This is a genomic window from Pseudomonas sp. H1_G08 (genome assembly GCF_054681355.1).
On record NZ_CP162822.1, the window covers coordinates 715187 to 741333 of the forward strand.

Here is a 26147-nt window from a genome sequence, read left to right on the forward strand (position 1 = left end):
TTCGGCAGGGATGAACCCTTGTCGTTCGGGCGCGGTCTAGGCTATGCCCATCTGCCGGAGATTACTTGTGTCCTTGTCTCGTCTGAGTCTTGCCTATCTGCTGCTGTTCGCTGGCAGCGCCAGTGCCCGCGAATACACCTACAGCGATGCGCACCTGCATTACGTGGATTTTTTCCAGGAAAGCGCCGGCATGCAGAAATTGCTCACGGCCATGAAGGACAATTCCATCGAGCACGTCATGATTTCCGGCATTCCCGTGGCGAAGAAATGGCACGAAGACGAACCCAAGCGTCCGCGCTACTACGCCGGCGATGACGCCGATGCCTATTGGTACAGCGCCACTGACGTGATCGTTGCCGACGCGGTGGAAAAGCTCGCGCCGGAGCAGCGCCAGTACTTTCATCCGTTCCTGTCCGGCTTCAATCCCAATGACAAGAATTCCGCCGCGCACATCCAGCGCATGCTCGACCTGTATCCGGGGTTGTGGCAGGGCATCGGCGAGGTGTTCACCCGGCACGATGACCTGACGGCGCTGACCTCCGGCGACACGCCCCGAGCCAACAACGAGGCAATGACCAAGATCTATCACCTCGCTGCGGAAAACGATCTGCCGGTGATGCTGCATTCCAACATCACTTCCAAGCGTGAGAAAAATCCGCTGTACCTGAAGGAAGTCGAAGAGCCGCTGCGCAATCATCCGCACACGCGATTCATCTGGGCGCATGCCGGCACCAGCGCCGAGATCCATCGGCATCAGACCCAGTTGCCGTTTCTCCTGCCAACCCTGACGCGCATGCTTGAGGCTTATCCGAATCTGTTTATCGACCTGTCGTGGAGCATGCTCACGCCGTATCTGCTCGACGAGCAGGGCAAGCCGCGCGCCGAATGGCTGGCGCTGGTGGAGAAGTATCCCGAGCGCTTCATGCTTGGCTCTGACGTGGTAGGACGGTTCAACAAACTCGGTCAGGAAATGCACAGCTACAAGCCGTTTCTCGATGCGCTTCCGGAGACGGTGGCGAACAAAGTCGCACGGGATAACTTCCTGGCGATATTGCCGCGCAACACAGAAAAACCCGCTGCTCCGCGCTGAAACGTCAAAGCCATGAGTTCGGACTAGCCGCTCGTCTGCCTATCGCTTTTTCGTCTTACGCAATTTCACGGCAATGCCGATACCTTCTAAAGCAACCCGCTGCAGGCTGATGCAGCGCTTTTGGAAGGAGCCAGAGTGATGAATATCCGTAGTCTCAATATTGCCCCGCGCGCCGGTCTCGGTTTCGGCCTGCTGGCCCTGATGGTGTTTGCCCTCGGCGCGTTCGCCTTGCTGCAAATGTCGAACATGCGAGCGCAGTCCGATGAAGTCGACAACAACTGGCTGCCAAGCGTGATGGCGGTGGGGGAGATGAGTCAGGACATGCTGCGCCTGCGTGCCTTGACCATGCGCCTGTTGCTTAACCGTGACCCCAAGGCACTGGAGCAGAATGTCGCCAAGCTCGACGAGCTGCGCAGTGGCTTGAGCGAAGCGCAGCAGCGTTATGACGGTCTGATCGTGCTGCCTGAAGAGCGCGTGTTGTTCGAACGCTTCAAGGGCGCCGAGCACAAATACCTTGAGCTTCAGGCACAAGTCCTACAGCTGTCAGCGCAGAATCGGGTCGCTGAGGCTGCGACGATTCTCAATGATCAGATGAGCCCGCTGGCCGATGAAATCGCCGCCACTTTGCGTGAGCTGGTCGAGTTGAATAAACAGAATGCCGGTCTGGCCACTGAGGCCGCGCGGCTGGTGTTCAAGCAATCGCGGCTATGGGTCGCAGTAATGATCGCCATGGCTGCGCTGATTACCGTCGGCCTGGCGTTGCTGCTGACGCGCAGCATTGTCGTGCCATTGTCGCAATCGCTCAGCGTGGCCGAGGTGGTGGCCGGTGGGGATTTGACCGGAGACATTCACATCACTGGCAAAGACGAGCCGGCGCGTCTGCTGCAAGCGTTGAAAAGCATGCAGCACAATCTGCGCGACACGATCCGGCGCATCTCCGAGTCGTCAACGCAGTTGGCCTCGGCAGCCGAAGAACTCAGCAGTGTCACCGAAGACGCCACTCGCGGCCTGCATCAGCAGAGCCAGGAAATCGAACAGGCCGCCACTGCGGTCAACCAGATGACAGCAGCGGTGGAAGAGGTGGCGAACAACGCCGTGGCCACGTCCGAAGCCTCCCGCGAGTCCGACCGCATCGCCCGACAAGGGCGCGAGCAAGTGCAGCAGACGGTGACGTCGATCGAGTTTCTCGCTGGCGATGTCACCAATAATGCCGCGCAGGTCGAGGCGCTGGCGCAAAAGGTTCATGGCATCAGCAAAGTGCTGGACGTGATTCGCTCGATCGCTGAACAAACCAATCTGCTCGCCCTCAACGCCGCGATCGAAGCCGCGCGCGCCGGTGATGCCGGGCGTGGCTTTGCAGTAGTGGCAGATGAAGTGCGGGCGCTGGCGCATCGCACCCAGCAGTCGACCCAGGAAATCGAGCAAATGATCGGCGGGATCCAGCAGGGCACCGATTCAGCGGTCAGTTCGATGCAGCAAAGCAACTCAAGGGCGCGCTCGACCCTCGAGCTGGCGAAGAGCGCAGGCTCGGCCCTGGAGGAAATTGCCTCGGCGTTTACCTTGATCAACGAGCGCAATCTGGTCATCGCCAGCGCCTCGGAAGAGCAGGCAGCGGTGGCGCGGGAGGTGGATCGCAACCTGATGAATATTCGTGATCTGGCGATGCAGACATCGGCGGGGGCCAATCAGACCAGTGCGGCGAGTCAGGAGTTGTCGAAGTTGGCGGTGGATCTGAACGGGATGGTGGCGCGGTTTTCGGTGTGAGTTTGACCTTCAAAAGCCCCTCAACCTAACCCTCTCCCGGAGGGAGAGGGGACTAATCGTGCGATGCTTTGGAATCCATATTCGACTCGGTTTCTCAGGTCGATGGTTAGCGGCAGACACCTCGGTCGGCTCCCTCTCCCTCGGGAGAGGGCTGGGGTGAGGGGTAGGGCCGCCGCGCAGTATCATCGAACAGATAAACAAAAGCCCCGCATTCGCGGGGCTCTCTGTTCTTGCGACGGATCAGCTGCCTTTGACAGTCTTACCGTTGACCGTGCCGTCCTGGAGCATGATGTTGTACTCCTTGCCGTCAGTCTCGACCTGTTGCAGGCGCACCAGCAGGTAATCCCAATCCTTGGCGAACCACAGCACGGTGATGCGCTTGCTTTGTGTCGGGTCGCGCACGCGCTCGACCTTGATCGCATCGATCTGGCCGGCCTTGGTGTCGACCTTTTCCGAACCCAGCACGCGGAAGTCGTAGGTATCGACTTCGCCATCATCAACCACCTGATAGCTCATGCTTTTCTTGCCGGCGGCAACGTCGTGCTGCAGCGCCAGTTGATAGGTCGACTTGTCGACCATGCCGCGGTTCAGCGGGATCTTCACCGCGTCGCCACGGTCGGTGCCGGTCACCAGTTTATTGGCCCAGTCGAAGTCCAGATCAGCTTTCTTCGCTTTGCCCAGACCACCGCGTTCAAAGTGGTAGGACTGTGGCAGCAGGGTGTCCTTGTCCAGCTTCAGGGTGCTTTCTTCAGTCAGGCTGGCGATCATCATCGAGGCCTTGAAGCTGAGCTTCCAGACGCCGTCGGCTTCCTTGGTCAGGCTGCGTTCGGCGGTGCCGCTCATGGGCAGCTGCTTCCAGTCGGCGGTGTAGCTGGCGGAGAACGGTTGAAGGTCCGCTGCCTGCGCGAAGGGCAGGGCGAGCAGAGCGCAAGCGAAGAGCAGGGCGCGACGCATAATATCTCCTAGTGTCGAATCAAGTGGCCGCTGGCGGCGAGTGGCTGACCGTCGAGTAAAGCACCCTGGTCACCGAGTGTCAGCCTGCCTTCGGCAAACCAGCGTACTGCCATCGGATAGATCAGGTGTTCCTGGGCGTGGACTCGTTGCGCCAGACTCTGCGGCGTGTCGTGCAACTCTACCGGTAATACTGCTTGTACGACCAGTGGTCCGCCATCGAGTTCCTCGGTGACGAAGTGCACGGAGCAGCCATGTTCCGTATCGCCGGCCTCCAGCGCGCGCTGATGAGTGTGTAACCCTTTGTATTTGGGCAGCAGCGACGGATGGATGTTGAGCAGGCGACCCTGGTAGTGACGCACGAAATCAGCGCTGAGAATGCGCATGAAGCCGGCCAGCACCACGAGTTCGGGGTTGAATTGGTCGATCAGTTCGATCAGCGCGGCATCGAAGGCCTCGCGGCCCTCGAATGCCTTGTGATCCAGCGAGCGGGTGGCGATACCCGCGTCGCGGGCGCGTTGCAGGCCGTAGGCGTCGGCGCGGTTGGAAATCACCGCAGCGATGCGGACCGGGCTGTCGCCGGTCCGCGTGCTGTCGATCAGAGCCTGCAAGTTACTGCCGGTGCCGGACAACAGCACCACGACATCACAGGACTTTGGCATCAGTGAGCCTTGAGGTTCTTCAGCTCGACCTGCGCAGCGCCTTCGGCGGCCACGGCGATCTGACCGATGACCCAAGGCTGCTCGCCGGCGTCACGCAGAGTGTTCAGGGCCACTTCGACGTGCTCCTGAGCCACGCAGATGACCATGCCGACGCCGCAGTTCAATACGCGGTGCATCTCGGTTTCATCAACGTTGCCTTTCTCCTGCAGCCAGTCGAATACGGCCGGGCGAGTCCAGCTGGCCACGTCAACCACTGCTTGCGCGCCTTTTGGCAGTACGCGCGGAATGTTGTCGAGCAGGCCGCCACCGGTGATGTGGGCCATGGCCTTCACAGCGCCAGTGTCCTTGATCAGCTTGAGCAGTGGCTTGACGTAGATGCGGGTCGGGGCCATCAGCAGGCCGGTCAGCGGTTTGCCGTCGAGCTGGGTGTTTTCGATGTCGGCGCCGGAGACTTCGATGATCTTGCGGATCAGCGAGTAGCCGTTGGAGTGCGGGCCGGACGATGGCAGGGCGATCAGGGCGTCACCGGTGGCGACTTTCGAGCCGTCGATGATTTCCGCTTTTTCCACGACGCCGACGCAGAAGCCGGCCAGGTCGTAGTCTTCGCCTTCGTACATGCCTGGCATTTCAGCGGTTTCGCCGCCGACCAGCGAGCAACCCGACAGTTCGCAACCAGCGCCGATGCCGGTGACAACCTGGGCAGCGGTGTCGACGTTCAGTTTGCCGGTGGCGTAGTAGTCGAGGAAGAACAGCGGCTCGGCGCCGCACACCACCAGATCGTTGACGCACATGGCGACCAGGTCGATGCCGATGCTGTCGTGCTTGTTCAGGTTCAGCGCCAGACGCAGCTTGGTGCCGACGCCGTCGGTGCCGGAGACCAGCACTGGCTGCTTGTAGCCGGCCGGGATTTCGCAGAGGGCGCCGAAACCGCCCAGACCGCCCATGACTTCCGGGCGCGCAGTGCGCTTGGCGACGCTCTTGATGCGTTCGACCAATGCTTCACCGGCGTCGATGTCTACACCGGCGTCCTTGTAGCTCAGGGAGGGTTGCTTGCTCATGATCCAGGCCTTTAGGGGAGGGGATTCAGGGGGTAACGACCGAGTTCAGCGGGAACATCGAACTCGATGGGCGATCGCCTCACGCGAGTTTCGAGGGGCCCGGCTGTTGCCGGTCTGCGAAGGCGCGCGATTTTATCAGGCTTGAGGGGCAGCGGCCATCCTCGCACCGACGGGCAGGGCCATATCGGCGGAAATTTTTTGCAATCGCAGGGTATGACTGCCTGTATAAGGTGTGGCGATTAACCGTCTATCGTTAGGACTGTGCAAAAACTTACCGCCACCGTGTGAATGTTTTGCAAGAGGTGGGGGTCACAGCCTTGCTCAAACGGTTCACGCGGCGTGTTCCAGCCGCTCCTGTCGACGGGAATTTTCCATGCGTTTTTGTAAATTGTTATTTGTAGGCTGCCTGACGCTGGTCAGCCTGGCGAGCCATGCCGAAAACCTCAAAGGCCTGTATCAGGTGCGTCAGCCGGTCAACGGCCAGGCGCCGGAAGAGCGCGATCGCGCCACGCAGGCAGCGCTCGATACCCTGGTGCTGCGCCTGACCGGCGACCCGAAAGCCGCGCAGAACCCGGGGCTGGCGCCGATCCGCAAGGACCCGCAGCAGATCATCAGCCAGTTCGGTTTCGATGCCGGGCCACCGGAAGTGCTGAAAGTCGATTTCGATCCGGCAACCACCGAGCAGGCCTTGCGCCGGGCCGGGTTGCCGGTGTGGGGCACCAGTCGGCCGTCGATCCTCGGCTGGTGGCTGAACGATTCAACTGAAGGTGCGAGCCTGGTCGGTGACGGTCAAACCGCAGCCTCAGCATTGCGCACGGCCGCACAACATCGCGGTTTGCCACTGCGCTTGCCGCTGGCTGATCTCAGCGAGCAATTGGTTGCCACCGCACCCGCGCTGGAAAGCGCTGACCCCGCGCCCTTGCGCAGTGCTTCGGAGCGCTACAACGCCGACGCCTTGCTGGCGGTGCACGCGCGCGAAGAGGCCGGGCAGTGGCAGGCAAAATGGCGCTTGTGGCTCGGTGATCAGAAAGAGGCCGGCAGCGTGCAGGGCGCCGATCGGGTTGCGGTTGCCGATGCGGTGATGCTGGCGGTGGCCGAGCGTCTGGCGCCGCGATTTGTCGCCAAACCCGGCGCATCGGGTCAGCAGACCCTGGAAGTGCAGGGCATGAATCTGGAGCATTATGCGGCGCTGCTGCGGTTACTCGAACCCTTCGGCGTGCGTCTGCAAAGCGTGCAGGGCGATCGGATCGTCTATCGGGTCAATGGCAGCGCCGATCAGTTGCGCGCGCAATTGTCGCTGGCGAAGTTGCAGGAGCTGCCGGCCGAAGCGCCGGCCCCGGTGGCGTCTGCCCAGCCAGCGGCGGATGGTACGCCTGCGGTTGCAGCGCCAGCCCCGGCAGCGGCGGCACCGTCGTTGCGGTTTCGCTGGTAAGTCTTTCCTTATATAGAAGCATCAGGAGTGGTAAATGGCCGATACGCGGCGTTGGTTCTGGCTCGGTGGGGTAGTCCTGCTTTGCGCGTTTGTATGGTTGCTGCATCCGATCCTCACGCCGTTTCTGGTCGCATTGTTGCTGGCTTATCTGTTCGATCCGCTGGTGGATCGTCTGGAACGGCTCGGGCTGTCGCGAACTTGGGGCGTGATTGCCGTGTTTGCCTTGTTCACGCTGATCGTCACCGCGTTGCTGCTGGTGCTGGTGCCGATGCTCGCCAAGCAGTTGCTGCGTCTGTACGAGCTGGCGCCGCAGATGCTCGACTGGTTGCAGCACACCGCTGTGCCGTGGGCGCAAGCGAAACTGGGGCTGTCGGACGGCTTCTGGAAGTTCGATAAAGTCAAAGCTGCGATCAGCGAGCACATGGGCCAGACCACCGACATCGTCGGCGTGGTGCTGAGTCAGGCGACGGCCTCGAGCCTGGCGCTGATCGGCTGGTTGGCGAATCTGGTGCTGATTCCGGTGGTGAGCTTCTATCTGCTGCGCGACTGGGACGTGATGATGGGCAAGATCCGCAGCCTGTTGCCCCGTGATCGCGAAGAGCGCGTGGTTGCGCTGGCGGGGGAGTGCCACGAAGTGCTCGGCGCGTTTGTGCGCGGGCAGTTGCTGGTGATGGTTGCGCTGGGCGTAATCTACGCCGCCGGCCTGATGATCGTCGGTCTGGAGCTGGGGCTGTTGATCGGCTTGATTGCCGGGCTCGCGGCGATTGTGCCGTACATGGGTTTTGTCATCGGCATCGGTGCGGCATTGATCGCCGGATTGTTCCAGTTCGGGGGCGATCTGTACCCGATGGTCGGGATCGTTGCAGTGTTCATGGTCGGTCAGGCACTGGAAGGCATGGTGCTGACGCCGCTGCTGGTCGGGGACCGCATCGGCTTGCACCCGGTGGCGGTGATCTTCGCGATCCTCGCTGGCGGCGAGCTGTTCGGTTTCACCGGCGTGCTGCTGGCGTTGCCGGTGGCGGCGGTGATCATGGTGCTGGTGCGTCATGTCCACGACTTGTATAAGGATTCCGGGATCTACAGCGGCGTTGACGAACCTGAGTTGTGATGGCGCGGGCCGCCCGGCGCTTGGCCGGGCTGGTCCGTTTCGTTCGAGCGAGGGCGCCAGAGAATCTGTCATCAAACCGCTGCGTCAACGCAAACCTTTGATTTTGCTTGGGGTCTGTCGCATTGTGCGCTCAGCCTCACGGGTATAAACTTCGCCAACTTTACACAGAGGCCACTAACGGTTCCTTTGAGAACTGTTCAGTCAGCATGAAACCGATTCAGCTGCCCCTAGGTGTGCGTCTGCGTGACGACGCCACCTTCATCAACTACTACCCAGGCGCCAATGCCGCTGCACTCGGCTATGTCGAGCGTCTCTGCGAAGCCGACGCCGGGTGGACGGAGAGCCTGATCTACCTGTGGGGCAAGCACGGCGTCGGGCGCACGCATCTGTTGCAGGCCGCGTGCCTGCGCTTCGAGCAGATGGGCGAACCGGCGGTGTATCTGCCGCTGGCCGAGTTGATGGACCGCGGCGTGGAAATCCTCGACAACCTTGAGCAGTACGAACTGGTCTGTCTGGATGACTTGCAGGTGATTGCCGGCAAGGCCGACTGGGAAGAGGCGATGTTTCATCTGTTCAATCGTCTGCGTGACAGCGGCCGACGCCTGCTGATCGCCGCGTCCACTTCGCCGCGCGAATTGCCAGTGAAGCTGGCCGACCTGAAATCGCGCCTGACCCTGGCGCTGATCTTCCAGATGCGCCCGCTCTCCGATGAAGACAAATTGCGTGCGTTGCAATTGCGCGCATCCCGTCGCGGTCTGCACCTGACCGATGAAGTCGGGCACTTCATTCTCACTCGCGGCACGCGGAGCATGAGCGCGCTGTTCGATCTCCTCGAGCAGCTTGATCAGGCGTCCCTGCAAGCGCAACGCAAGCTGACCATTCCCTTCCTCAAGGAAACTCTTGGCTGGTAGTAGTGGGCTTTTGCCAGCTTTCAGGCGCCAGAAAACCTCCGTGCCTGCGGCGATTGAGCGGCCTGGCGGATTAAGCGCTTAGATGTAAACGCGAAACCGGGAAGTCACATAAAGTTCGATTGAATTTGCAAATGAGGACGATAGCGGGCATAGTCTCGGCTTCTTTACAACTATCAGCCACGGTCGTGCCCATGCTAAAGCGCTTCGCACCCCTCGTGCCTTTCGCACTCGTTACCCTGTTATTCGGTTGTGCTGCTCATTCTCCGGTTCAAGAGCCGCCGCAACAGGTCAAGAATTCTGCTACCGCCCAGTCTTCCGTTATTTACCAGGAAGAGCTGGACACCGAAAAAGAACTCAACCAGTTCAACGGCAGCAAGCCTTATCAGCTTCCTGTACTGGCTGACAGCATCCTCGAACGCGGCATGTCCCTGATCGGTACTCGTTACCGTTTCGGCGGTACCTCTGAAGCCGGTTTCGATTGCAGCGGTTTCATCGGTTACCTGTTCCGTGAAGAGGCGGGCATGAACCTGCCGCGCTCCACTCGCGAAATGATCAACGTTGATGCGCCGCTGGTTTCGCGCAGCAACCTTGAGCCGGGTGATCTGCTGTTCTTCGCCACCAATGGTCGTCGCGGTCGTGTCAGTCACGCCGGGATCTACCTGGGTGACAACCAGTTCATTCACTCCAGCAGTCGTCGCAGCGGCGGTGTTCGCATCGACAGCCTGGGTGACAGCTACTGGAGCAAGACTTTCATCGAAGCCAAGCGTGCACTCGCCATGGCGCCGACCGTGGTCACCGCTCGCAAGTAACCTGCATGTCGCTGCGTTCGCGGCGACAAAACGGCACGGCAACGGAGTAGACCTAAACTTTACAAGGTGAAGTTAAAGTCTTACTTGAAGTTTGCCGCGTAGCCGCTAGAATCCTGAATCTATATTGATGGCAAACCGCCTGCGTGATGACGCAGGCGGTTTTGTTTCTGTCCATTCGGCAGAGAAAGCCGCAGCCAGATCAGGATGTTCTGCTTATGACGATGTCGGCCCGCCTCACCTTGATCCTTTGCGCCGCGCTGCTCAGCGCCTGCGCCAGCCGTACACCGCCGCCAGCCCCCGTGGTTCGCGCGCCGATCGTGTTCGCTCCCTCCCAGGCTTTTTCCCCCGTTGCTGAAGACGTGCTGTTCCGCGCCCTCGGCCTGGTTGGCACGCCGTATCGCTGGGGCGGCAACACGCCAGATTCGGGCTTTGATTGCAGTGGTCTGATCGGGTTTGTCTACCGCGACGCGGCGGGAATTTCGCTGCCACGCTCGACCCGCGAAATGATCGTCATGCAGGCGCCGAATGTCGGCAAGGAAGGCTTGCAAACCGGCGACCTGATTTTCTTCGCCACCAATGGCGGCTCGCAGGTCAGTCATGCGGGGATTTACGTCGGCGAGGGTCGCTTCGTGCATGCACCGGCCACTGGCGGCACGGTCAAGCTCGACAGTCTGTCGAAAGCGTATTGGCAGAAGGCGTATCTGAGCGCCAAGCGGGTGTTGCAGCCGGGGCAGCTGGCGCATAACCCCTAGTGCGTATGCATAACTAAATGTGGGAGCGAGCCTGCTCGCGAAGGCGGAGTGTCAGTTGACAATGATTTAACTGATAAACCGCTTTCGCGAGCAGGCTCGCTCCCACATTTTTTGCTTCGCGCTTAACTTACTTGCTGGCAGAAACGCGCCACACCTTGTTGCCCACATCATCCGCCACCAGCAAGCCACCTTGCTGATCGATGACCACGCCAACTGGGCGGCCCAGCGCATTGTCGTCCTTGTCGAGGAAACCGGTCAGCACATCCACCGGCTGCCCGGTCGGTTTGCCGCCAGTGAACGGTACGAAAATCACCTTGTAGCCACTGTGCGGTTTGCGGTTCCACGAGCCGTGTTGGCCAATGAATGCGCCTTCCTTGAATTGCGCCGGCAAGCGGTTGCCCTCGGCGAAGGTCAGGCCCAGCGAAGCGGTGTGCGGACCGACCGCGTAATCCGGAGCGATGGCCTTGGCCACCAGATCAGGATTCTGCGGTTTGACCCGCACATCGACGTGCTGGCCGTAGTAGCTGAACGGCCAGCCATAGAAGCCGCCGTCCTTGACCGAGGTGATGTAGTCCGGCACCAGATCGCTGCCGATTTCGTCACGCTCGTTGACTGCTGTCCACAATGCGCCGCTGGTAGGTTCCCAGGCGAGGCCGTTGGGGTTGCGGATACCCGAGGCGAAGATCCGGTGATTGCCGGTCGCACGATCCACTTCCCAGATCGCCGCGCGGCCTTCTTCCTGATCCAGACCGTTTTCGCCGACGTTACTGTTCGAGCCGACGGTGACGTAGAGCTTGTTGCCGTCCTTGCTGGCGATGACGTTTTTGGTCCAGTGGTGATTCAGCGTGCCGCCGGGCAAGTCGACGACTTTGATCGGTTGGGTCTTGATCTCGGTGGCGCCCGGCTCGTAGTTGAAGCGCAGCAGGCGGTCGGTGTCGGCAACGTACAAATCGTTGCCGACCAGCGTCATGCCAAACGGCGAATTGAGGTTCTGCAGGAACACCGTGCGGGTTTCTGCGACGCCGTCGTGGTCGGCATCACGCAGCAGGGTGATGCGGTTCGGGCTGGGCACGCCGGCGCCGGCCTTGCCCATGACTTTCTTCATCACCCAGCCACGAATGCCTTTGCTGTCATCGGGCTTGGGCGGCGCATTGGTCTCCGCCACCAGCACATCGCCGTTGGGCAGCACGTAGAGCCAGCGCGGGTGATCAAGGCCTTCGGCAAACGCGGCGACCTGGGTGCCGGCCGCTGCGGTCGGTTTCGCGCCGTCCGGCCAGCCCACCGCCGGGGCGATGTTGACTGTCGGGATCAGCGTCTTGTTCGGTTCGGGCAGTTTCGGTGACGGGCCGGTGCCGTCGGAGACTTGCAGGCTGGAGGTTTCACCGCAGGCGGCGAGCCCGCCAGCGACGGCGATGATAAGAGCGAGTTGGGCCTTGCGCATTGCTGATCTTCCCTATGAATGCATTCCTAAACATAGAGGAGGGCGCAGGCCCGATGGTTCAACTGCTCAACCGCGGGCTTCCTTGAACAGCATGGCGATGCCCGGATGATAGTTGCCCGCGTCGCTGTGCAATTTGCGATAGGCGTAGGGGAAATACCAGGCCACGGCGCAGGTGTGTTCCTTTTGCAGGTCGTCGACCATGTCCTGCAATTCTTCGGGGCTGGCGCTGTGCTGAGGTTTTTGCGGAGCAACAAAGAGGCAGCCGAGCTTGAGATCGCTGGCGTAGCTGATGCGCTTGGCATCAGCGGTGACGTCGAGCAGTGCCTGGGTCAGGTTGAGGTTGTTGACCCGTGGCCAGCGTTGCGTGGCCTGAATGAACGCGCGGTCTTCGGCGCCGGCAATCAGCAGGTCGGCGCGAGCATTGCGTTCGCCTTCTTCGTTCTGTTTGCGCGTGGCCGTGTCGTTCAGCGTGACCATTTCATCCATCCACGCCGCTGCCGCGAGCAGGCCGAGATTGGCTTTCTCGTCGTGCCAATATGGCGTGTCGTTGTCGCCGCGAACGGTGTTGTAGCGATCGATACAGTCAAACCAGCGTTCCAGCACCGGGCGCAGGAATTCCAGGCGCGGGTTGCTGATGATCATGCCTTGCATCGTCGTCATCCTTATTGTTGTAGTGGGCTTTTCGGGAAAAGCATGGCTCTTTGATATCACTTGTCGCAGTCTGGCACAAGATTGCCGCTGCACAATGGATCAGCGGCAGTTATTCGCGCGCAAAGCGCCTCTTCAATTGACGCTCCACCCCCAACCCTCTAACCTTCGCCGCTTGTTTCAGGTGCTCTGTGGCCCCGCGTCGACAGAGTGAAACAGGGAAGCCGGTGAGGGTGGTCTTCAAGCGAAGCCACGACGATCCCGGCGCTGCCCCCGCAACGGTAAATGAGTGAAAACTGCGCCTTGAGCCACTGCCTCGAAAGAAGCGGGAAGGCGCGCAGTCCGGCGAAACGCCGCTCATGAGCCCGGAGACCGGCCTGATCCATCTCAGCGGCATCACGGTGGGCGATGCCAGGCTTTTTGCCGTCTATTCTTGTGCCTGCCCGCCGTTATCCAGCCTCAACGGAGAGCTCCCCCCATGACTGATTCCCCCGAGCGTGACGAACGCCATCTGGCGCGCATGCAGCGCAAGAAAGCCGTGATCGACGAACGCATCGCCAGCTCGCCCGACGAATGTGGCCTGGTGTTGGTGCTGACCGGCAATGGCAAAGGCAAGAGCAGCTCGGCGTTCGGCATGCTCGCCCGCGCGATGGGCCACGGCATGCAGTGCGGCGTTGTGCAGTTCATCAAAGGCCGCAACAGCACAGGCGAAGAATTGTTTTTCCGCCGCTTCCCCGAGCAGGTGCGTTTCCACGTCATGGGCGAAGGCTTCACCTGGGAAACCCAGGATCGTCAGCGCGACATCGCCGCTGCGACCGCCGCTTGGGAAGTCTCGCGCGAATTGTTGCGCGACCCTTCGATCGGTCTGGTAGTGCTCGATGAGTTGAACATCGCCCTCAAGCACGGCTACCTCGATCTCGATCAGGTGCTCAGCGATTTGCAAGCGCGCCCGCCGATGCAGCACGTGGTGGTCACCGGTCGCGGCGCCAAGCCGGAAATGATCGAGATGGGCGACACGGTTACCGAGATGGGCATGCTCAAGCACGCCTTTCAGGCCGGGATCAAAGCGCAGAAAGGCGTCGAACTTTGAAGCAACCACGTCACTGCCCGGCGGTGTTGATCGCCGCGCCGGCCTCCGGTCAGGGCAAGACCACCGTCACCGCCGCACTCGCCCGTTTGCATCGCAACCAAGGGCGCAAGGTGCGCGTGTTCAAATGCGGTCCGGACTTTCTCGACCCGATGATCCTCGAGCGCGCGAGCGGTGCGCCGGTGTATCAACTGGACATGTGGATGGTCGGCGAGCAGGAAAGTCGCCGGCTGTTGTGGGAAGCCGCCGCCGAGGCTGACCTGATTCTGATCGAGGGCGTGATGGGCCTTTTCGACGGCACGCCATCCAGCGCTGATCTGGCGCGCCACTTCGGTGTGCCGGTGCTCGGCGTGATCGATGGCACCGCCATGGCGCAGACCTTTGGCGCCTTGGCGCTGGGCCTGGCCAAGTATCAGCCGGACTTGCCGTTCGCTGGCGTGCTGGCCAACCGCGTCGGCACCTTGCGCCATGCGCAATTACTCGAAGGCAGCCTCACCGAAGGTCTGCGCTGGTACGGTGCGCTGTCCCGCGAAACCGGTATCGAATTGCCGAGCCGCCACCTCGGCCTGGTTCAGGCCAGCGAATTGAATGATCTGGATCTGCGCCTCGACGCGGCCGCCGATGCGCTGGCCAGCAGTTGCGAGGTCGCGCTGCCACCGGCCGTTGAATTCGCCGGGCCTGACGTCATCGCCGCCGAGCCTCTATTAAAAGGTGTGCGCATCGCCGTTGCCCGCGATGAAGCCTTTGCCTTCACCTATGGCGCCAGTCTCGATCTGCTGCGGGCGATGGGCGCCGAATTGCGCTTCTTCTCGCCGATTCGCGACACCCGATTGCCCGAGGCGGACAGCCTGTATCTGCCGGGCGGCTATCCAGAGCTGCATCACGTCGCGCTGGCGCAAAACGCCTCAATGCTGGCGGCGATCCGCGCGCACCATGCGGCGGGCAAGCCGTTGCTCGCCGAGTGTGGCGGCATGCTTTATCTGCTTGATTCGCTGACCGACGTGGAAGGCACCCGTGCTGAGCTGGTCGGTTTGCTCAAGGGCGAGGCGGTGATGCAGAAGCGTCTGGCGGCGCTGGCGTTGCAGGCGGTTGAGCTGCCGGAAGGTTCCTTGCGTGGGCATACCTATCATCATTCCCTGACCACCACAGAGCTGACGCCGATTGCCCGGGGGGTGAGTCCTAATGGCGGGCGTGGGGCCGAGGCGGTTTATCGCGAGGGGCGGATGACGGCTTCTTATGTGCATTTTTATTTCCCGTCGAATCCGACTGCGATTGCCGCATTGTTTGCGCCAGATCGTGAGGCCGCCTTCGCGAGCAAGCTCGCTCCCACAGTGAATGGTGAGCTTCCTGAAGAAATGCGATCTCCTGTGGGAGCTGGCTTGCCAGCGATGGGGCCATGACCGACAACACCTTCTCCGAAGCCGAGCGCGCAGCGGTCTACAAGGCAATCGCCGAGCGCCGCGACATGCGCCACTTCACCGGCGGCAGCGTCGAGCCGCAACTGCTGCGTCGTCTGCTCGAAGCCGCTCATCAAGCGCCAAGCGTCGGCCTGATGCAGCCGTGGCGCTTCATTCGTATCAGCGATCGTGCTTTGCGCGGGCAGATCCGCGATCTCGTCGAAGACGAACGTATCCGCACCGCCGAAGCCCTTGGCGAGCGCAGCGATGAGTTCATGCAGCTCAAGGTCGAAGGCATCAACGATTGCGCCGAAGTGTTGGTGGCGGCGCTGATGGACGATCGCGAGAAACACATTTTCGGTCGGCGCACGTTGCCGGAAATGGACATGGCTTCGCTGTCCTGCGCGATCCAGAATCTGTGGCTGGCCTCCCGCGCTGAAGGTCTGGGCATGGGCTGGGTCTCGCTGTTCGAGCCGCAGGCCCTGGCGGATTTGCTCAAATTGCCGGCCGGTGCCAAGCCGCTGGCGGTGTTGTGTCTCGGCCCGGTCAAGGAATTCTATCCGGCGCCGATGCTGGTACTTGAAGGCTGGGCGCAGGCGCGACCGCTGAACGAGTTGCTGTACGACAATTATTGGGGAGTGAGTCAATGAGTGTGGCGTTGCTGAGTGTCGCCGCAGTAGCGCTGGATGCGCTGCTCGGTGAACCGAAACGCTGGCATCCGCTGGTGGCGTTCGGCAATTTTGCCGGGCGCATCGAGCAACGCTTCAACGCTGGCGGTCGTGGCTGGCGCAGCCATGGCGTGACCGCGTGGGTTATCGCGGTACTGCCGCTGACCTTGCTCGCCACGGCATTTTCCTGGGCGCCCTATGTCGGCTGGATTGTCGAGATTCTCGCGCTGTATTGCGCACTCGGCATGCGCAGCCTCGACGAACATGTCGCACCGGTCGCGGCTGCGTTGCGCGCCGATGATCTGGACGAGGCGCGCAAGCGCGTCGGCTATCTGGTCAGCCGCCAGACCAATGAACTGGACAGCAACGCCGTGGCCCGCGCCGCGACTGAGTCGGTGCTGGAGAACGGCAGCGATGCAGTGTTCGCTGCGCTGTTCTGGTTTGTCGTCGCCGGCGCGCCGGGCGTGGTCCTGTATCGCTTGAGCAATACCCTCGATGCGATGTGGGGTTATCGCAACGAACGCTTCGAGCGTTTCGGCTGGGCGGCGGCGAAAATCGACGACGTGTTGAACTACATTCCTGCGCGTCTGGTGGCGTTGACCTACGCGCTGCTCGGCAAAACCCGACTCGCGCTCAAATGCTGGCGCACCCAGGCGCCGCAGTGGGACAGCCCCAACGCCGGCCCGGTGATGGCGGCCGGTGCCGGTGCGCTGGGCGTCGAGTTGGGTGGCCCGGCGATCTATCACGGCGAACTGCATGAGCGCCCGCAACTGGGCGAAGGTGCGCCGGCAGATGCCGATTCCATTGACCGTGGCTGGCAATTGGTCCAGCGCGGCGTATGGTTATGGCTGCTGATGCTTTGCCTGGGGGCGGAATTATATGCTTGAGCACGGTGGCCGGTTGCGCAAGGCTGCACTCGATTACGGGATTGCCGAAGCCGACTGGCTCGACCTGTCCAGCGGCCTCGCGCCATGGCCGTTCCCGATCCCGGAGATCCCGCTGCGCGCTTGGGCGCGCTTGCCGGAAACCGATGACGGACTGGAACAGGCCGCCTGCGATTATTACGGCGCCGCGCAGGTGCTACCGGTCGCCGGCTCGCAAATGGCTATCCAGTTGCTACCGCGTCTGCGCCGGGCCGGCAAGGTCGGCGTGTTGTCGCCGTGCTATGCCGAGCATGCCGAAGCCTGGCGGCGCAGCGGTTACATCGTCCGTGAAGTGCTCGAGCAGGAAGTCGAGTTCTTTCTCGACAGTCTCGATGTGCTGGTGGTGGTCAATCCGAACAATCCGACCGGCCTCAGCCTGACCCCGGCACGCCTGCTCGACTGGCATGCGCGGCTGGCGCAACGTGGCGGCTGGCTGGTAGTCGACGAAGCGTTTATGGACAACACGCCGCAACTGAGCCTGGCGCCCTATGCGCATCAGGTCGGGCTGGTGGTGTTGCGTTCGTTCGGCAAGTTTTTCGGTCTGGCCGGGGTGCGCCTCGGTTTCGTTCTGGCCGAGCGCAAGTTGCTCAAACTGCTCGCCGAACAGGTCGGGCCGTGGGCGGTGAGCGGGCCGACGCGGGTGCTCGGTACGGCGTGCCTGCAAGACACCGAGGGTCACACTCGTCAGCGGATTCGCAGCGATGAAGCGAGCGAACGGCTGGCGGCGCTGCTGACCCGTTGCGGTTTTGCACCGCAGGGTGGCTGCGCACTGTTTCAGTGGCTGATCACCGAGCACGCCGAAGCGCTGCACGAATTCCTCGCCCGGCGCGGCATCCTCCTGCGCCTGTTCAGCCACAACAGCAGCGTGCGTTTCGGCCTGCCAGCGGATGCCGCGCAAGCGCTGCGTCTCGAACAGGCTTTGCAAGCTTTCACCAAGGACCATCCATGACCACTCTGATGGTGCAAGGCACCACGTCCGATGCCGGCAAAAGCACTTTGGTGACGGCGTTGTGCCGCTGGGCCACCCGCCAGGGCGTGGCGGTGGTGCCGTTCAAACCGCAGAACATGGCGCTCAACAGCGCAGTCACCGCTGACGGCGGCGAGATCGGCCGCGCGCAGGCAGTGCAGGCGCAAGCGGCCTTTCTCGAACCCCACACCGACATGAACCCGGTATTGCTCAAACCCAACAGCGACACCGGCGCGCAAGTGATCATTCATGGCCGCGCGGTGACGACGATGAACGCCGTCGCCTATCACGATTACAAGGCTATCGCGATGCAAGCGGTGCTCGCCTCGCACGAGCGACTCAGCGCTGCGTATCCGCTGGTAATGGTCGAAGGCGCCGGTTCGCCGGCGGAGATCAATCTGCGCGCCGGCGACATTGCCAACATGGGCTTTGCCGAAGCGGTGGATTGCCCGGTTTTGCTGATCGCCGACATCAATCGCGGCGGCGTGTTTGCGCATTTGGTCGGTACCCTGGAATTGCTTTCACCGAGCGAACAGGCGCGAGTCAAAGGCTTCATCATCAACCGCTTTCGCGGCGATATCGCCTTGTTGCAACCGGGCCTCGACTGGCTGGAGCAGCGCACTGGCAAACCGGTGGTCGGCGTCTTGCCCTACGTGATGGACCTGCACCTTGAGGCCGAGGACGGCATCGACCAACGCCAGACCGACAAGGCCGAGCAGGTGTTGAAAGTGGTGGTGCCGGTGCTGCCGCGCATCAGCAATCACACCGACTTCGACCCGCTGCGTCTGCATCCGCAGGTGGATCTGCAGTTCGTCGGCCCGGGCCAGGCGATTCCCGCCGCCGACCTGATCATCCTGCCGGGCTCGAAAAGCGTGCGCAGTGATCTGGCTTATCTGCGCGCCAACGGTTGGGATGCGGCGATCAATCGGCATCTGCGCTACGGCGGCAAGGTGCTGGGGATTTGCGGCGGTCTGCAGATGCTCGGTGAGCAGGTGCACGATCCGCTTGGGCTGGAAGGCGCTGCCGGCTCCAGCGCCGGTCTGGGGCTGCTGGCGTTCGAAACCCAACTCGAAGCCGAGAAGCAATTGCGCAACGTGCGCGGGCGGCTGGCGTTGGAAAGCGCCGCAGTCAGCGGTTACGAAATACATGCTGGCGTAACCAGCGGGCCGGCGCTGGAGAATCCGGCGGTGCATTTGGACGACGGTCGTTGCGATGGTGCGCAAAGTGCTGATGGTCAGGTGTTCGGCACCTATCTGCATGGCTTGTTCGAATCCCCCGAGGCGAGCGCGGCGTTGCTGCGCTGGGCCGGGCTGAGTGATGTACAAGAGGTCGATTACCACGGCTTGCGCGAACGCGATATCGAACGGCTGGCAGATCTGGTGGAGAAGCATCTGGATACCGGGCTGTTGCGTCAGCTCTGCGGGATTTGAGTTGTCTGGACTGGCCTCTTCGCGAGCAGGCTCGCTCCCACAGGGAACTGCGATCAACCGTGGGAGCGAGCCTGCTCGCGAAGGGGGCGGCTGCCTTACCACACATTTTTGGATGAACCCATGCTCCAACTGATCCTCGGCGGCGCCCGTTCCGGCAAGAGTCGTCTGGCGGAAAAACTCGCCAGCGACAGCCATCTGGCGGTCACCTACATCGCCACCAGCCAACCGCTGGACGGCGAAATGAATCAACGCGTCGCCCATCACCGCGCACGCCGCCCGGCTGAATGGGCGTTGATCGAAGAGCCGCTGGAACTGGCCCGCGTGCTGCGCGAATCCGCCGGCGCCGAGCGCTGCCTGCTGGTCGATTGCCTGACCCTGTGGCTGACCAATCTGCTCATGCTCGACGACGCCGAACGTCTCGCCGCCGAGCGTGAAGCCTTGCTCGACTGCCTGGCGTCGTTGCCGGGTGAAATCATCTTTGTCAGCAACGAGACCGGAATGGGTGTCGTGCCGCTGGGCGAATTGACTCGCCGCTATGTCGATGAAGCCGGTTGGCTGCATCAAGCTCTGGCCGAGCGTTGTCAGCGAGTTGTCCTGACTGTTGCCGGCCTGCCCCTGACTTTGAAAGGACCTGCGTTATGAGCCCAACCTGGTGGCTGAACCCGTGCAAAACCGTGAACTCGGACATCATCGCGCAAGCGACCGAGCGCCAGCAGCAACTGACCAAACCGGCCGGTTCGTTGGGGCGCCTTGAATCGGTGGCCGTGCAACTGGCCGGTCTGCAAGGTCAGCTCAAGCCAACGCTCGATCAAGTCTGGATCGCGATTTTCGCTGGCGACCATGGCGTGGTAGCCGAAGGTGTATCGGCTTATCCGCAGGAAGTCACCGGGCAGATGCTGCTCAACTTTGTCAGCGGCGGCGCGGCGATCAGCGTGCTGGCACGTCAGCTCGGCGCGCAACTGGAAGTGGTCGATCTGGGCACAGTGAATCCGACGCTGAATCTGCCCGGCGTGCGCCATCTGAACATTGGCGCGGGAACGGCGAACTTCGCTCAGAGCGCAGCGATGACTCAGGCGCAGGGCGAATTGGCCTTGCAGGCCGGTCGCGACAGTGTCGTGCGCGCGAAAGCCGCCGGCACCCAGTTGTTCATCGGCGGCGAGATGGGCATCGGCAATACCACGGCGGCCAGTGCGCTGGCCTGTGCCTTGCTCGATTGCCCGGTAGCGCACCTGACCGGCCCCGGTACCGGGCTGAATGCCGCTGGCGTCAGCCACAAGGCGCAAGTCATCGAACGCGCGCTGGCGCTGCATGCCGCACAGCGTGGCGATGCCTTGCAGACGTTGTTCAATCTTGGCGGTTTCGAGATTGCCGCGTTGGTCGGCGCCTATCTGGCCTGCGCGCAGGAAGGCATTGCGGTGCTGGTTGACGGCTTTATCTGCACGGTCGCCGCGCTGGTCGCGGTGCGCTTGAATCCGGCCTGTCGCGAGTGGCTGTTGTTCGGCCATCGCGGTGCCGAGCCGGGCCATCGTCATGTGCTGGAAACCTTGAGCGCCGAACCGTTGCTGGAACTCGACCTGCGCTTGGGCGAGGGCAGTGGCGCAGCGTTGGCGGTGCCGTTGTTGCGCCTGGCCTGTGACCTGCACGGGCAAATGGCGACGTTCGCCGAAGCGGCTGTCGCGGATCGCCCGGCATGAGTCTGCGTCTGGATCTGCTGCGCCACGGCGAAACGGAACTCGGCGGCGGCTTGCGCGGCAGCCTCGACGATGCGCTGACCGCAAACGGCTGGACACAGATGCGTGCAGCGGTGGTCGAAGGCGGGCCGTGGGATCGAATTGTCAGTTCGCCATTGCAGCGCTGCGCGCGCTTCGCCGCCGAACTCGGTGAGCAATTGAACCTGTCCGTGCATCTGGACAAGGATCTGCAGGAACTGCATTTCGGCGCATGGGAAGGGCAGAGCGCGGCGGCGTTGATGGAAACGGACGCCGAAGCGCTGGGGCTGTTCTGGGCTGATCCCTATGGCTTCACGCCACCGCAGGGGGAGCCGGTCAGCGCGTTTTCCGCGCGGGTGTTGGCGGCGGTCGCGCGGTTGCAGGCGGCTTACGCCGGCGAACGAATTCTGCTGGTCAGCCACGGCGGCGTGATGCGTTTGTTGCTGGCGCAGGCCCGAGGTTTGCCCCGCGAGCAACTGCTCAATGTCGAAGTCGGCCACGGCGCGCTGTTTGCGCTGACGGTCGAGCCTGACGGCGCGCTCAAGGAAGGTCACTGAGATGTTACCGCTGTGGATCGCCTTGCAGTTTCTCAGCAGCCTGCCGATTCGCCTGCCGGGCATGCCCGAGCCGCAACAGCTTGGCCGTTCGCTGCTGTTTTATCCGCTGGTGGGATTGCTGTTCGGGCTGATCCTCTATGCGTTGAATCTGTTGTTGGCCAGCGCGCCGATGTTGCTCCATGCGGCGCTGTTGCTGACCGTGTGGGTATTGCTCAGCGGCGCGCTGCATCTCGATGGCTTGGCGGACAGCGCCGATGCCTGGCTCGGCGGTTTTGGTGATCGTGAACGTACGCTGACGATCATGAAAGATCCGCGCAGCGGGCCGATCGCGGTGGTCACGCTGGTGCTGGTGTTGTTGCTGAAATTCGCCGCGCTGCTGGCGCTGATCGAGCAAGCGCATACCCTGGCGCTGATCATCGTCCCGGTGCTCGGGCGGGCGGCGCTGTTGGGGTTGTTTCTGACTACGCCGTATGTGCGTGCGGGTGGCTTGGGTCAGGCGCTGGCCGATCATCTGCCGCGCAAGGCCGGGTGGTGGGTGCTGGGGTTGAGTGCGCTGGGCTGCGTGTTGATCGCGGGTATCGGCGCGGTGCTGATTTCGCTGGTTGGGTTTGTCTGGCTGCGGCGATTGATGATGCGGCGGTTGGGTGGGACTACCGGGGATACGGCAGGGGCGTTGCTGGAATTGCTGGAGATGGGGGTGATGGTGGGGCTCGCTTTGGTCTGAAGGATTTGCGTAGATGATGCCGGCCCCTTCGCGAGCAGGCTCGCTCCCACTTTCGAAATGCAATCCCCTGTGGGAGCGAGCCTGCTCGCGAAGGGGCCTCACCGGCAACAATGATGTTCAGAGTAAACTCATCTGTAACTTGATTTAACACACTCGCGGGTATATACACGCATCATGCTTCCTTCTCAGTGTTTGTGCACCAACCTGCGTCGCGCCGCGCGTGGCGTCAGCAGGCATTACGACGGCGCTCTCGATGGCTTCGGGATCAACGTTGCCCAGTATTCTCTGCTGTGCAATCTGCAGCGGCTGGAGCAACCGAGCATTTCCGAACTGGCTGAGGCCATGGGCCTGGATCGCAGCACGCTCGGACGCAATCTACGTGTGCTGGAGGGCGAAGGTCTGGTGGCGCTGGCCGAAGGCGAGGACATGCGCAACCGCATCGTGCGCCTCACTGAAACCGGCGTGCAGCGCCTGGCAGCGGCATTGCCGGCGTGGGAAGCGGCGCAACAGCGGCTGATCGACCGTCTCGGTGCCGAGAAGCGCGAAACCTTGCTCAAACTGCTCGACGAACTGGCCTGACGGCGGTTTTTTCGCGCTCAAGCGGGTATATACCCGCGACTGGAGAATAACAATGACATCGATGTGGCGTACGTGCGGTTGGGTGTTGCTGGGGAGTGCGCTGATCCTGGCGTTGTCATTGGGCGTGCGTCACGGGTTCGGCTTGTTCCTGTCGCCAATGAGCGCGCAGTTCGGCTGGGGTCGCGAAGTGTTTGCCTTCGCCATCGCCCTGCAAAACCTGATCTGGGGCCTGGCGCAGCCGTTCACCGGCGCGCTGGCTGACCGCTTCGGCGCGGCGAAAGTGGTACTGGTCGGTGGGATCCTCTACGCGGCGGGCCTGGTGTGCATGGGCCTGTCTGATTCGGCGGTGACTCTGTCACTCAGTGCCGGTCTGCTGATCGGTATCGGTCTTTCGGGCACTTCGTTTTCGGTCATTCTTGGTGTTGTGGGTCGCGCTGTGCCGCCAGAGAAACGCAGCATGGGCATGGGTATCGCCAGCGCCGCCGGTTCTTTCGGCCAGTTTGCGATGTTGCCGGGCACTCTCGGGTTGATCGGCTGGCTCGGCTGGTCGGCCGCGCTGTTGGTGTTGGGCCTGCTGGTGGCGATGATTGTGCCGCTGGTGAGCATGCTCAAGGATAAACCCCTGCCGGTGCTTGGCCATGAACAGACTCTTTCCGAAGCGCTGCGTGAGGCCTGTTCGCACTCCGGTTTCTGGCTGCTGGCGTTCGGCTTTTTTGTCTGCGGTTTTCAGGTGGTGTTCATTGGCGTGCACTTGCCAGCGTATCTGGTGGATCAGCATCTGCCCGCCAGTGTCGGCACCACGGTGCTGGCATTGATCGGGCTGTTCAATATCTTCGGCACTTACACCGCTGGTTGGCTTGGCGGACGCATGTCCAAACCGCGTCTGTTGACTGCGCTGTATCTGTTGCGCGCGGTGGTGATCGTGCTGTTCCTGTGGTTGCCGGTGACCACCACCACAGCGTATCTGTTCGGCATGGCCATGGGCTTCCTGTGGCTGTCGACGGTGCCGTTGACCAACGGTACGGTGGCAACCTTGTTCGGCGTGCGCAATTTGTCCATGCTCGGTGGCATTGTCTTTCTGTTCCATCAGCTCGGTTCGTTCCTTGGTGGCTGGCTGGGCGGGGTGGTGTATGACCAAACCGGAAGTTATGACTTGATCTGGCAAGTGGCGGTTCTCTTGAGTCTGCTGGCGGCGGCGCTGAACTGGCCGGTGCGCGAGCGTCCGGTGGCGCGCCTGCAAGCCGCGGCGAGCGCAGCATGAGCCGGATCTGCACGCGATTCGCGCTGACCGCACTGGCTGCAGCGCTGTTGGCGCTGGTGTGGTGGGGCTGGCAACGCGGCGGTCTGGCGCTGATGCAGTTGGGCATGAGCATTTGCTAGATCGCAGCGTGGCGAGTAACGTCGAAGCCTGATGAATGCCCAAGGAAGTTCGACATGTTGATGCGCTGGTGTGCTGTTCCCGCGTTGCTGATGGCGTTGACTGGCCTGGCCCAGGCTGCCGATTGTCCTGAGCTGCTGCAAGGCTCGCTGCCCAAGCTGCGCGCCAAGGAATCCATCGATCTGTGCAAGCAGTACGCCGACAAACCGCTGGTGGTGGTCAATACCGCCAGCTTCTGCGGTTTCGCGCCGCAGTTCGAAGGGCTTGAGGCGCTCAACAAGCGCTATAAGGATCAGGGGCTGGAAATGCTCGGCGTGCCGTCGAATGACTTCAAGCAGGAGTCCAAGGACAGCGCCGAAACCGCCAAGGTCTGCTACGCCAATTATGGCGTGACCTTCAACATGACCGAGCCGCAGAAGGTCCGTGGCGACGACGCCACGCATCTGTTTCAGGTGCTGGCCGCGCAGAGCAATGCGCCGAAGTGGAATTTCTACAAGTATGTGGTCGACCGGCAGGGCAAGGTCGTGGCGAGTTTTTCCAGCTTGACCAAGCCGGATGATCCGGAATTTATTGCGGCGATCGAAAAGGCCATTGCCTCCAAGCCGCTGAAGCCCTGAAGCCCTGAAGCCTTGTGATGGTCCTGTAGGAGCTGACGAGTGCAACGAGGCTGCGATCTTTTGTTCTTGAAATTCCAGGATCAAAAGATCGCAGCCTCGTTGCACTCGTCAGCTCCTACCGGTTTGTTCGATGCCCAGGCATGAAAAAGCCCCGCCTCTGCGAAGAGAGCGGGGCTTTTTCGTGGGCGAGGGGTTAGCCTCGCCACGGTGCATCAGAAGCGGTATGTCGCGCCGACACCGAAGCCGTTTGCCGAGTTTTCATACTTGGCATCGTAAGTCTGGCCACGCGCGTTTTCGTTGCGGATGTTGACCGACTCTTCTTTCAGGTACGAGTACGCGACGTCGATGGTCAGGTCGTCGGTCGGGCTCCAGCCGGCACCGATACTGAAGATGGTGCGGTCGCCAGTCGGGATACGCGGCGAGCGGTCTTCGTTATTGGTTGGCGACTGGTCGAAGGTCAGACCGGTACGCAGGACCCATTCCTTGTTCAACTGGTACGAGGTACCCACGGCATAGGCCCAGGAGTCATGCCAGTTCTGGTCTTCGTTGATCGAACCGAACTGACCGGCCAGCAGAGGCTGCACGCCGGAGTTCTTCACGGTGATCTTGTCCAGTTGGCTCCAGCGGGTCCAGGTGGTGCCGGCGTAGACGTTCCAGCGATCGTTGATCGCCTGGGTGACCGACAGGTCCACGGATTCCGGCGTGGTGATCTTCAACGAAGCGTCGTACTTCTGGTTGGCGCCAACGCCCACCAGCGCCAGAGCGTTGTAGTTGACCTTGGTGTCGCCTTCGAGCTTGTAGTCGACCTTGGAGTGATAGGTCAGGCCGACACGGGTGGTGTCGGTGGCCTGGACCAGCAAGCCGACGTTGTAGCCCAGCGCGGTGTCGTCACCCTTGATCTTGACCTTGCCGTCCGGCAGTGCCTGGGTGATCGACAGGTTGGATTCCAGCGAGCCGTCGATGCGGTTGATGGTCGGGCCGAAACCGATCGACACCTTGTCGTTGAAGGCGTAGCTGACGGTTGGCTGGAAAGTGATGACTTGCACTTCGGACTTGCTGCCGAAGTAACGACCGGCGAAGCCGTTTTCGTAATCCGTGATCAGACCGAACGGTACGTACACACCGAGGCCGAATGCCCAGTGATCATCGATCGGTTTTACATAGAAGCCCATCGGTACGGCAGTGAGGGGCACCATGTCGCCCTTGTTGCTGCCGCCATTAGGGCTGGAGCTGGTATCGCTGATATCGGTATGCGCGTCGACCAGGGCGACGCCGCCGGTGACTTGTTCGCGCTTGATGCGCGCCATGCCGGCCGGGTTGCCATAAACAGTGCTTGCGTCGTCGGCAGAAGAAGATCGCCCGGCAAAACCAGTCCCCATCCCACTGATGCTTTGTTCGTTGAGGGCAAAACCTGCCGCGAAGATTTGTGTGGAGGCAAGGGTAACGGCGAGGCTAAGGGTGGTTTTGAGCATGACTTTTTTCATT

At 61.8% G+C, this 26147-nt stretch carries 27 protein-coding genes and 1 riboswitch; of the genes, 21 read left to right on the top strand and 6 right to left on the bottom strand.

What is annotated here, in order from left to right:
* Positions 1 to 43 precede the first annotated feature (43 nt).
* Together AB4N85_RS03310 and AB4N85_RS03315 are read left to right on the top strand one after the other, a co-directional pair.
* Positions 44 to 1090, top strand: a complete 1047-nt coding sequence (locus AB4N85_RS03310) for an amidohydrolase family protein (RefSeq protein WP_375709715.1) — start codon at positions 44 to 46, stop codon at positions 1088 to 1090.
* A 138-nt stretch (positions 1091 to 1228) separates the two neighbouring features.
* Complete coding sequence (locus tag AB4N85_RS03315; RefSeq protein ID WP_460066989.1) at positions 1229 to 2854, top strand: methyl-accepting chemotaxis protein; 1626 nt, start codon at positions 1229 to 1231, stop codon at positions 2852 to 2854.
* Between the two features lie 240 nt (positions 2855 to 3094).
* Here the strand turns inward: AB4N85_RS03315 and AB4N85_RS03320 are convergent, their stop codons facing one another.
* Genes AB4N85_RS03320 through purM form a run of 3 tightly spaced genes read right to left on the bottom strand, consistent with a single transcriptional unit; the run spans position 3095 to position 5525 of the window.
* A complete protein-coding gene (locus tag AB4N85_RS03320; protein ID WP_056783915.1) occupies positions 3095 to 3808 on the bottom strand; it encodes a DUF3108 domain-containing protein in 714 nt (237 codons plus the stop codon).
* An 8-nt stretch (positions 3809 to 3816) separates the two neighbouring features.
* A complete protein-coding gene (purN, locus tag AB4N85_RS03325) occupies positions 3817 to 4467 on the bottom strand; it encodes a phosphoribosylglycinamide formyltransferase (RefSeq protein ID WP_041479550.1) in 651 nt (216 codons plus the stop codon).
* Complete coding sequence (purM, locus tag AB4N85_RS03330; RefSeq protein ID WP_236169128.1) at positions 4467 to 5525, bottom strand: phosphoribosylformylglycinamidine cyclo-ligase; 1059 nt, start codon at positions 5523 to 5525, stop codon at positions 4467 to 4469. The genes purN and purM overlap by 1 nt, the downstream gene beginning before the upstream one ends.
* Before the next feature lie 373 nt (positions 5526 to 5898).
* Between purM and AB4N85_RS03335 the strand changes: the two genes are divergently transcribed.
* From AB4N85_RS03335 to AB4N85_RS03355, 5 genes are all read left to right on the top strand, one after another.
* The gene (locus AB4N85_RS03335) at positions 5899 to 6957 is read left to right on the top strand and encodes a DUF2066 domain-containing protein (protein WP_236169127.1); all 1059 of its coding nucleotides are present in this window, start codon (positions 5899 to 5901) and stop codon (positions 6955 to 6957) included.
* Between the two features lie 34 nt (positions 6958 to 6991).
* Positions 6992 to 8065, top strand: coding sequence for an AI-2E family transporter (locus tag AB4N85_RS03340; protein WP_016773697.1), 1074 nt, complete (start codon positions 6992 to 6994; stop codon positions 8063 to 8065).
* Positions 8066 to 8271: 206 nt separating this feature from the next.
* Positions 8272 to 8976, top strand: coding sequence for a DnaA regulatory inactivator Hda (hda, locus tag AB4N85_RS03345; protein ID WP_007919828.1), 705 nt, complete (start codon positions 8272 to 8274; stop codon positions 8974 to 8976).
* Between the two features lie 191 nt (positions 8977 to 9167).
* Entirely contained in the window at positions 9168 to 9785 is a 618-nt protein-coding gene (locus AB4N85_RS03350; protein ID WP_236169126.1) for a C40 family peptidase, read from the top strand.
* Positions 9786 to 10000: 215 nt separating this feature from the next.
* Positions 10001 to 10537, top strand: coding sequence for a C40 family peptidase (locus tag AB4N85_RS03355; protein WP_041479547.1), 537 nt, complete (start codon positions 10001 to 10003; stop codon positions 10535 to 10537).
* Between the two features lie 127 nt (positions 10538 to 10664).
* On the opposite strand, the gene AB4N85_RS03360 is transcribed toward AB4N85_RS03355, so the two are convergent.
* Both AB4N85_RS03360 and AB4N85_RS03365 read right to left on the bottom strand, forming a co-directional pair.
* Positions 10665 to 11978 carry a PQQ-dependent sugar dehydrogenase gene (locus AB4N85_RS03360; protein ID WP_236169125.1) on the bottom strand — a complete coding sequence of 438 codons (1314 nt, stop codon included), beginning with the start codon at positions 11976 to 11978 and terminating at the stop codon, positions 10665 to 10667.
* 66 nt (positions 11979 to 12044) lie between these two features.
* Positions 12045 to 12629 carry a hypothetical protein gene (locus AB4N85_RS03365; RefSeq protein ID WP_252869030.1) on the bottom strand — a complete coding sequence of 195 codons (585 nt, stop codon included), beginning with the start codon at positions 12627 to 12629 and terminating at the stop codon, positions 12045 to 12047.
* A gap of 162 nt (positions 12630 to 12791) precedes the next feature.
* A riboswitch (cobalamin riboswitch) is annotated at positions 12792 to 13021 on the top strand.
* A gap of 83 nt (positions 13022 to 13104) precedes the next feature.
* Here AB4N85_RS03365 and cobO point away from each other — a divergent pair.
* The 14 genes from cobO (at position 13105) to AB4N85_RS03435 (ending at position 24662) form a co-directional block, all read left to right on the top strand.
* A complete protein-coding gene (gene cobO / locus AB4N85_RS03370; RefSeq protein ID WP_150636720.1) occupies positions 13105 to 13716 on the top strand; it encodes a cob(I)yrinic acid a,c-diamide adenosyltransferase in 612 nt (203 codons plus the stop codon).
* Positions 13713 to 15113: a cobyrinate a,c-diamide synthase gene (locus AB4N85_RS03375; protein WP_252869031.1), complete on the top strand. Its 1401-nt coding sequence runs from the start codon at positions 13713 to 13715 to the stop codon at positions 15111 to 15113. Before cobO ends, AB4N85_RS03375 begins: the two co-directional genes overlap by 4 nt.
* Positions 15110 to 15760, top strand: a complete 651-nt coding sequence (gene bluB, locus AB4N85_RS03380; protein WP_252869032.1) for a 5,6-dimethylbenzimidazole synthase — start codon at positions 15110 to 15112, stop codon at positions 15758 to 15760. The genes AB4N85_RS03375 and bluB overlap by 4 nt, the downstream gene beginning before the upstream one ends.
* Positions 15757 to 16665, top strand: a complete 909-nt coding sequence (cbiB, locus tag AB4N85_RS03385; protein WP_252869033.1) for an adenosylcobinamide-phosphate synthase CbiB — start codon at positions 15757 to 15759, stop codon at positions 16663 to 16665. The genes bluB and cbiB overlap by 4 nt, the downstream gene beginning before the upstream one ends.
* The gene (cobD, locus tag AB4N85_RS03390; RefSeq protein ID WP_073472676.1) at positions 16658 to 17650 is read left to right on the top strand and encodes a threonine-phosphate decarboxylase CobD; all 993 of its coding nucleotides are present in this window, start codon (positions 16658 to 16660) and stop codon (positions 17648 to 17650) included. The genes cbiB and cobD overlap by 8 nt, the downstream gene beginning before the upstream one ends.
* On the top strand, positions 17647 to 19098 hold the full coding sequence (locus tag AB4N85_RS03395) for a cobyric acid synthase (RefSeq protein ID WP_252869034.1): 1452 nt from the start codon (positions 17647 to 17649) through the stop codon (positions 19096 to 19098). The genes cobD and AB4N85_RS03395 overlap by 4 nt, the downstream gene beginning before the upstream one ends.
* A 120-nt stretch (positions 19099 to 19218) precedes the next feature.
* Complete coding sequence (gene cobU / locus AB4N85_RS03400) at positions 19219 to 19740, top strand: bifunctional adenosylcobinamide kinase/adenosylcobinamide-phosphate guanylyltransferase (RefSeq protein WP_039763697.1); 522 nt, start codon at positions 19219 to 19221, stop codon at positions 19738 to 19740.
* Positions 19737 to 20792: a nicotinate-nucleotide--dimethylbenzimidazole phosphoribosyltransferase gene (gene cobT / locus AB4N85_RS03405; protein WP_236169119.1), complete on the top strand. Its 1056-nt coding sequence runs from the start codon at positions 19737 to 19739 to the stop codon at positions 20790 to 20792. The genes cobU and cobT overlap by 4 nt, the downstream gene beginning before the upstream one ends.
* Positions 20789 to 21364 (top strand): alpha-ribazole phosphatase family protein, encoded by a 576-nt coding sequence (gene cobC / locus AB4N85_RS03410; protein WP_252869035.1) that lies wholly within the window; start codon positions 20789 to 20791, stop codon positions 21362 to 21364. The genes cobT and cobC overlap by 4 nt, the downstream gene beginning before the upstream one ends.
* A 1-nt stretch (position 21365) precedes the next feature.
* Positions 21366 to 22088, top strand: a complete 723-nt coding sequence (locus AB4N85_RS03415) for an adenosylcobinamide-GDP ribazoletransferase (RefSeq protein ID WP_252869036.1) — start codon at positions 21366 to 21368, stop codon at positions 22086 to 22088.
* 174 nt (positions 22089 to 22262) lie between these two features.
* Entirely contained in the window at positions 22263 to 22667 is a 405-nt protein-coding gene (locus AB4N85_RS03420) for a MarR family winged helix-turn-helix transcriptional regulator (RefSeq protein WP_016773714.1), read from the top strand.
* A gap of 52 nt (positions 22668 to 22719) precedes the next feature.
* A complete protein-coding gene (locus AB4N85_RS03425) occupies positions 22720 to 23928 on the top strand; it encodes an MFS transporter (RefSeq protein WP_252869037.1) in 1209 nt (402 codons plus the stop codon).
* Positions 23925 to 24047: a hypothetical protein gene (locus AB4N85_RS03430; RefSeq protein WP_269084999.1), complete on the top strand. Its 123-nt coding sequence runs from the start codon at positions 23925 to 23927 to the stop codon at positions 24045 to 24047. The genes AB4N85_RS03425 and AB4N85_RS03430 overlap by 4 nt, the downstream gene beginning before the upstream one ends.
* Positions 24048 to 24101: 54 nt before the next feature.
* The gene (locus tag AB4N85_RS03435; RefSeq protein WP_041479535.1) at positions 24102 to 24662 is read left to right on the top strand and encodes a glutathione peroxidase; all 561 of its coding nucleotides are present in this window, start codon (positions 24102 to 24104) and stop codon (positions 24660 to 24662) included.
* Between the two features lie 212 nt (positions 24663 to 24874).
* Here the strand turns inward: AB4N85_RS03435 and AB4N85_RS03440 are convergent, their stop codons facing one another.
* Positions 24875 to 26146, bottom strand: coding sequence for an OmpP1/FadL family transporter (locus AB4N85_RS03440; protein ID WP_056783953.1), 1272 nt, complete (start codon positions 26144 to 26146; stop codon positions 24875 to 24877).
* Position 26147: the final 1 nt, after the last annotated feature.

Bases quoted from the DNA above. Each gene is read 5' to 3' on its own strand.
- AB4N85_RS03310 (WP_375709715.1), top strand. From the start codon at position 44: ATGCCCATCTGCCGGAGATTACTTGTGTCCTTGTCTCGTCTGAGTCTT.
- AB4N85_RS03315 (WP_460066989.1), top strand. From the start codon at position 1,229: ATGAATATCCGTAGTCTCAATATTGCCCCGCGCGCCGGTCTCGGTTTC.
- AB4N85_RS03320 (WP_056783915.1), bottom strand. From the start codon at position 3,808: ATGCGTCGCGCCCTGCTCTTCGCTTGCGCTCTGCTCGCCCTGCCCTTC.
- purN (WP_041479550.1), bottom strand. From the start codon at position 4,467: ATGCCAAAGTCCTGTGATGTCGTGGTGCTGTTGTCCGGCACCGGCAGT.
- purM (WP_236169128.1), bottom strand. From the start codon at position 5,525: ATGAGCAAGCAACCCTCCCTGAGCTACAAGGACGCCGGTGTAGACATC.
- AB4N85_RS03335 (WP_236169127.1), top strand. From the start codon at position 5,899: ATGCGTTTTTGTAAATTGTTATTTGTAGGCTGCCTGACGCTGGTCAGC.
- AB4N85_RS03340 (WP_016773697.1), top strand. From the start codon at position 6,992: ATGGCCGATACGCGGCGTTGGTTCTGGCTCGGTGGGGTAGTCCTGCTT.
- hda (WP_007919828.1), top strand. From the start codon at position 8,272: ATGAAACCGATTCAGCTGCCCCTAGGTGTGCGTCTGCGTGACGACGCC.
- AB4N85_RS03350 (WP_236169126.1), top strand. From the start codon at position 9,168: ATGCTAAAGCGCTTCGCACCCCTCGTGCCTTTCGCACTCGTTACCCTG.
- AB4N85_RS03355 (WP_041479547.1), top strand. From the start codon at position 10,001: ATGACGATGTCGGCCCGCCTCACCTTGATCCTTTGCGCCGCGCTGCTC.
- AB4N85_RS03360 (WP_236169125.1), bottom strand. From the start codon at position 11,978: ATGCGCAAGGCCCAACTCGCTCTTATCATCGCCGTCGCTGGCGGGCTC.
- AB4N85_RS03365 (WP_252869030.1), bottom strand. From the start codon at position 12,629: ATGCAAGGCATGATCATCAGCAACCCGCGCCTGGAATTCCTGCGCCCG.
- cobO (WP_150636720.1), top strand. From the start codon at position 13,105: ATGACTGATTCCCCCGAGCGTGACGAACGCCATCTGGCGCGCATGCAG.
- bluB (WP_252869032.1), top strand. From the start codon at position 15,110: ATGACCGACAACACCTTCTCCGAAGCCGAGCGCGCAGCGGTCTACAAG.
- cbiB (WP_252869033.1), top strand. From the start codon at position 15,757: ATGAGTGTGGCGTTGCTGAGTGTCGCCGCAGTAGCGCTGGATGCGCTG.
- cobD (WP_073472676.1), top strand. From the start codon at position 16,658: ATGCTTGAGCACGGTGGCCGGTTGCGCAAGGCTGCACTCGATTACGGG.
- AB4N85_RS03395 (WP_252869034.1), top strand. From the start codon at position 17,647: ATGACCACTCTGATGGTGCAAGGCACCACGTCCGATGCCGGCAAAAGC.
- cobU (WP_039763697.1), top strand. From the start codon at position 19,219: ATGCTCCAACTGATCCTCGGCGGCGCCCGTTCCGGCAAGAGTCGTCTG.
- cobT (WP_236169119.1), top strand. From the start codon at position 19,737: ATGAGCCCAACCTGGTGGCTGAACCCGTGCAAAACCGTGAACTCGGAC.
- cobC (WP_252869035.1), top strand. From the start codon at position 20,789: ATGAGTCTGCGTCTGGATCTGCTGCGCCACGGCGAAACGGAACTCGGC.
- AB4N85_RS03415 (WP_252869036.1), top strand. From the start codon at position 21,366: ATGTTACCGCTGTGGATCGCCTTGCAGTTTCTCAGCAGCCTGCCGATT.
- AB4N85_RS03420 (WP_016773714.1), top strand. From the start codon at position 22,263: ATGCTTCCTTCTCAGTGTTTGTGCACCAACCTGCGTCGCGCCGCGCGT.
- AB4N85_RS03425 (WP_252869037.1), top strand. From the start codon at position 22,720: ATGACATCGATGTGGCGTACGTGCGGTTGGGTGTTGCTGGGGAGTGCG.
- AB4N85_RS03430 (WP_269084999.1), top strand. From the start codon at position 23,925: ATGAGCCGGATCTGCACGCGATTCGCGCTGACCGCACTGGCTGCAGCG.
- AB4N85_RS03435 (WP_041479535.1), top strand. From the start codon at position 24,102: ATGTTGATGCGCTGGTGTGCTGTTCCCGCGTTGCTGATGGCGTTGACT.
- AB4N85_RS03440 (WP_056783953.1), bottom strand. From the start codon at position 26,146: ATGAAAAAAGTCATGCTCAAAACCACCCTTAGCCTCGCCGTTACCCTT.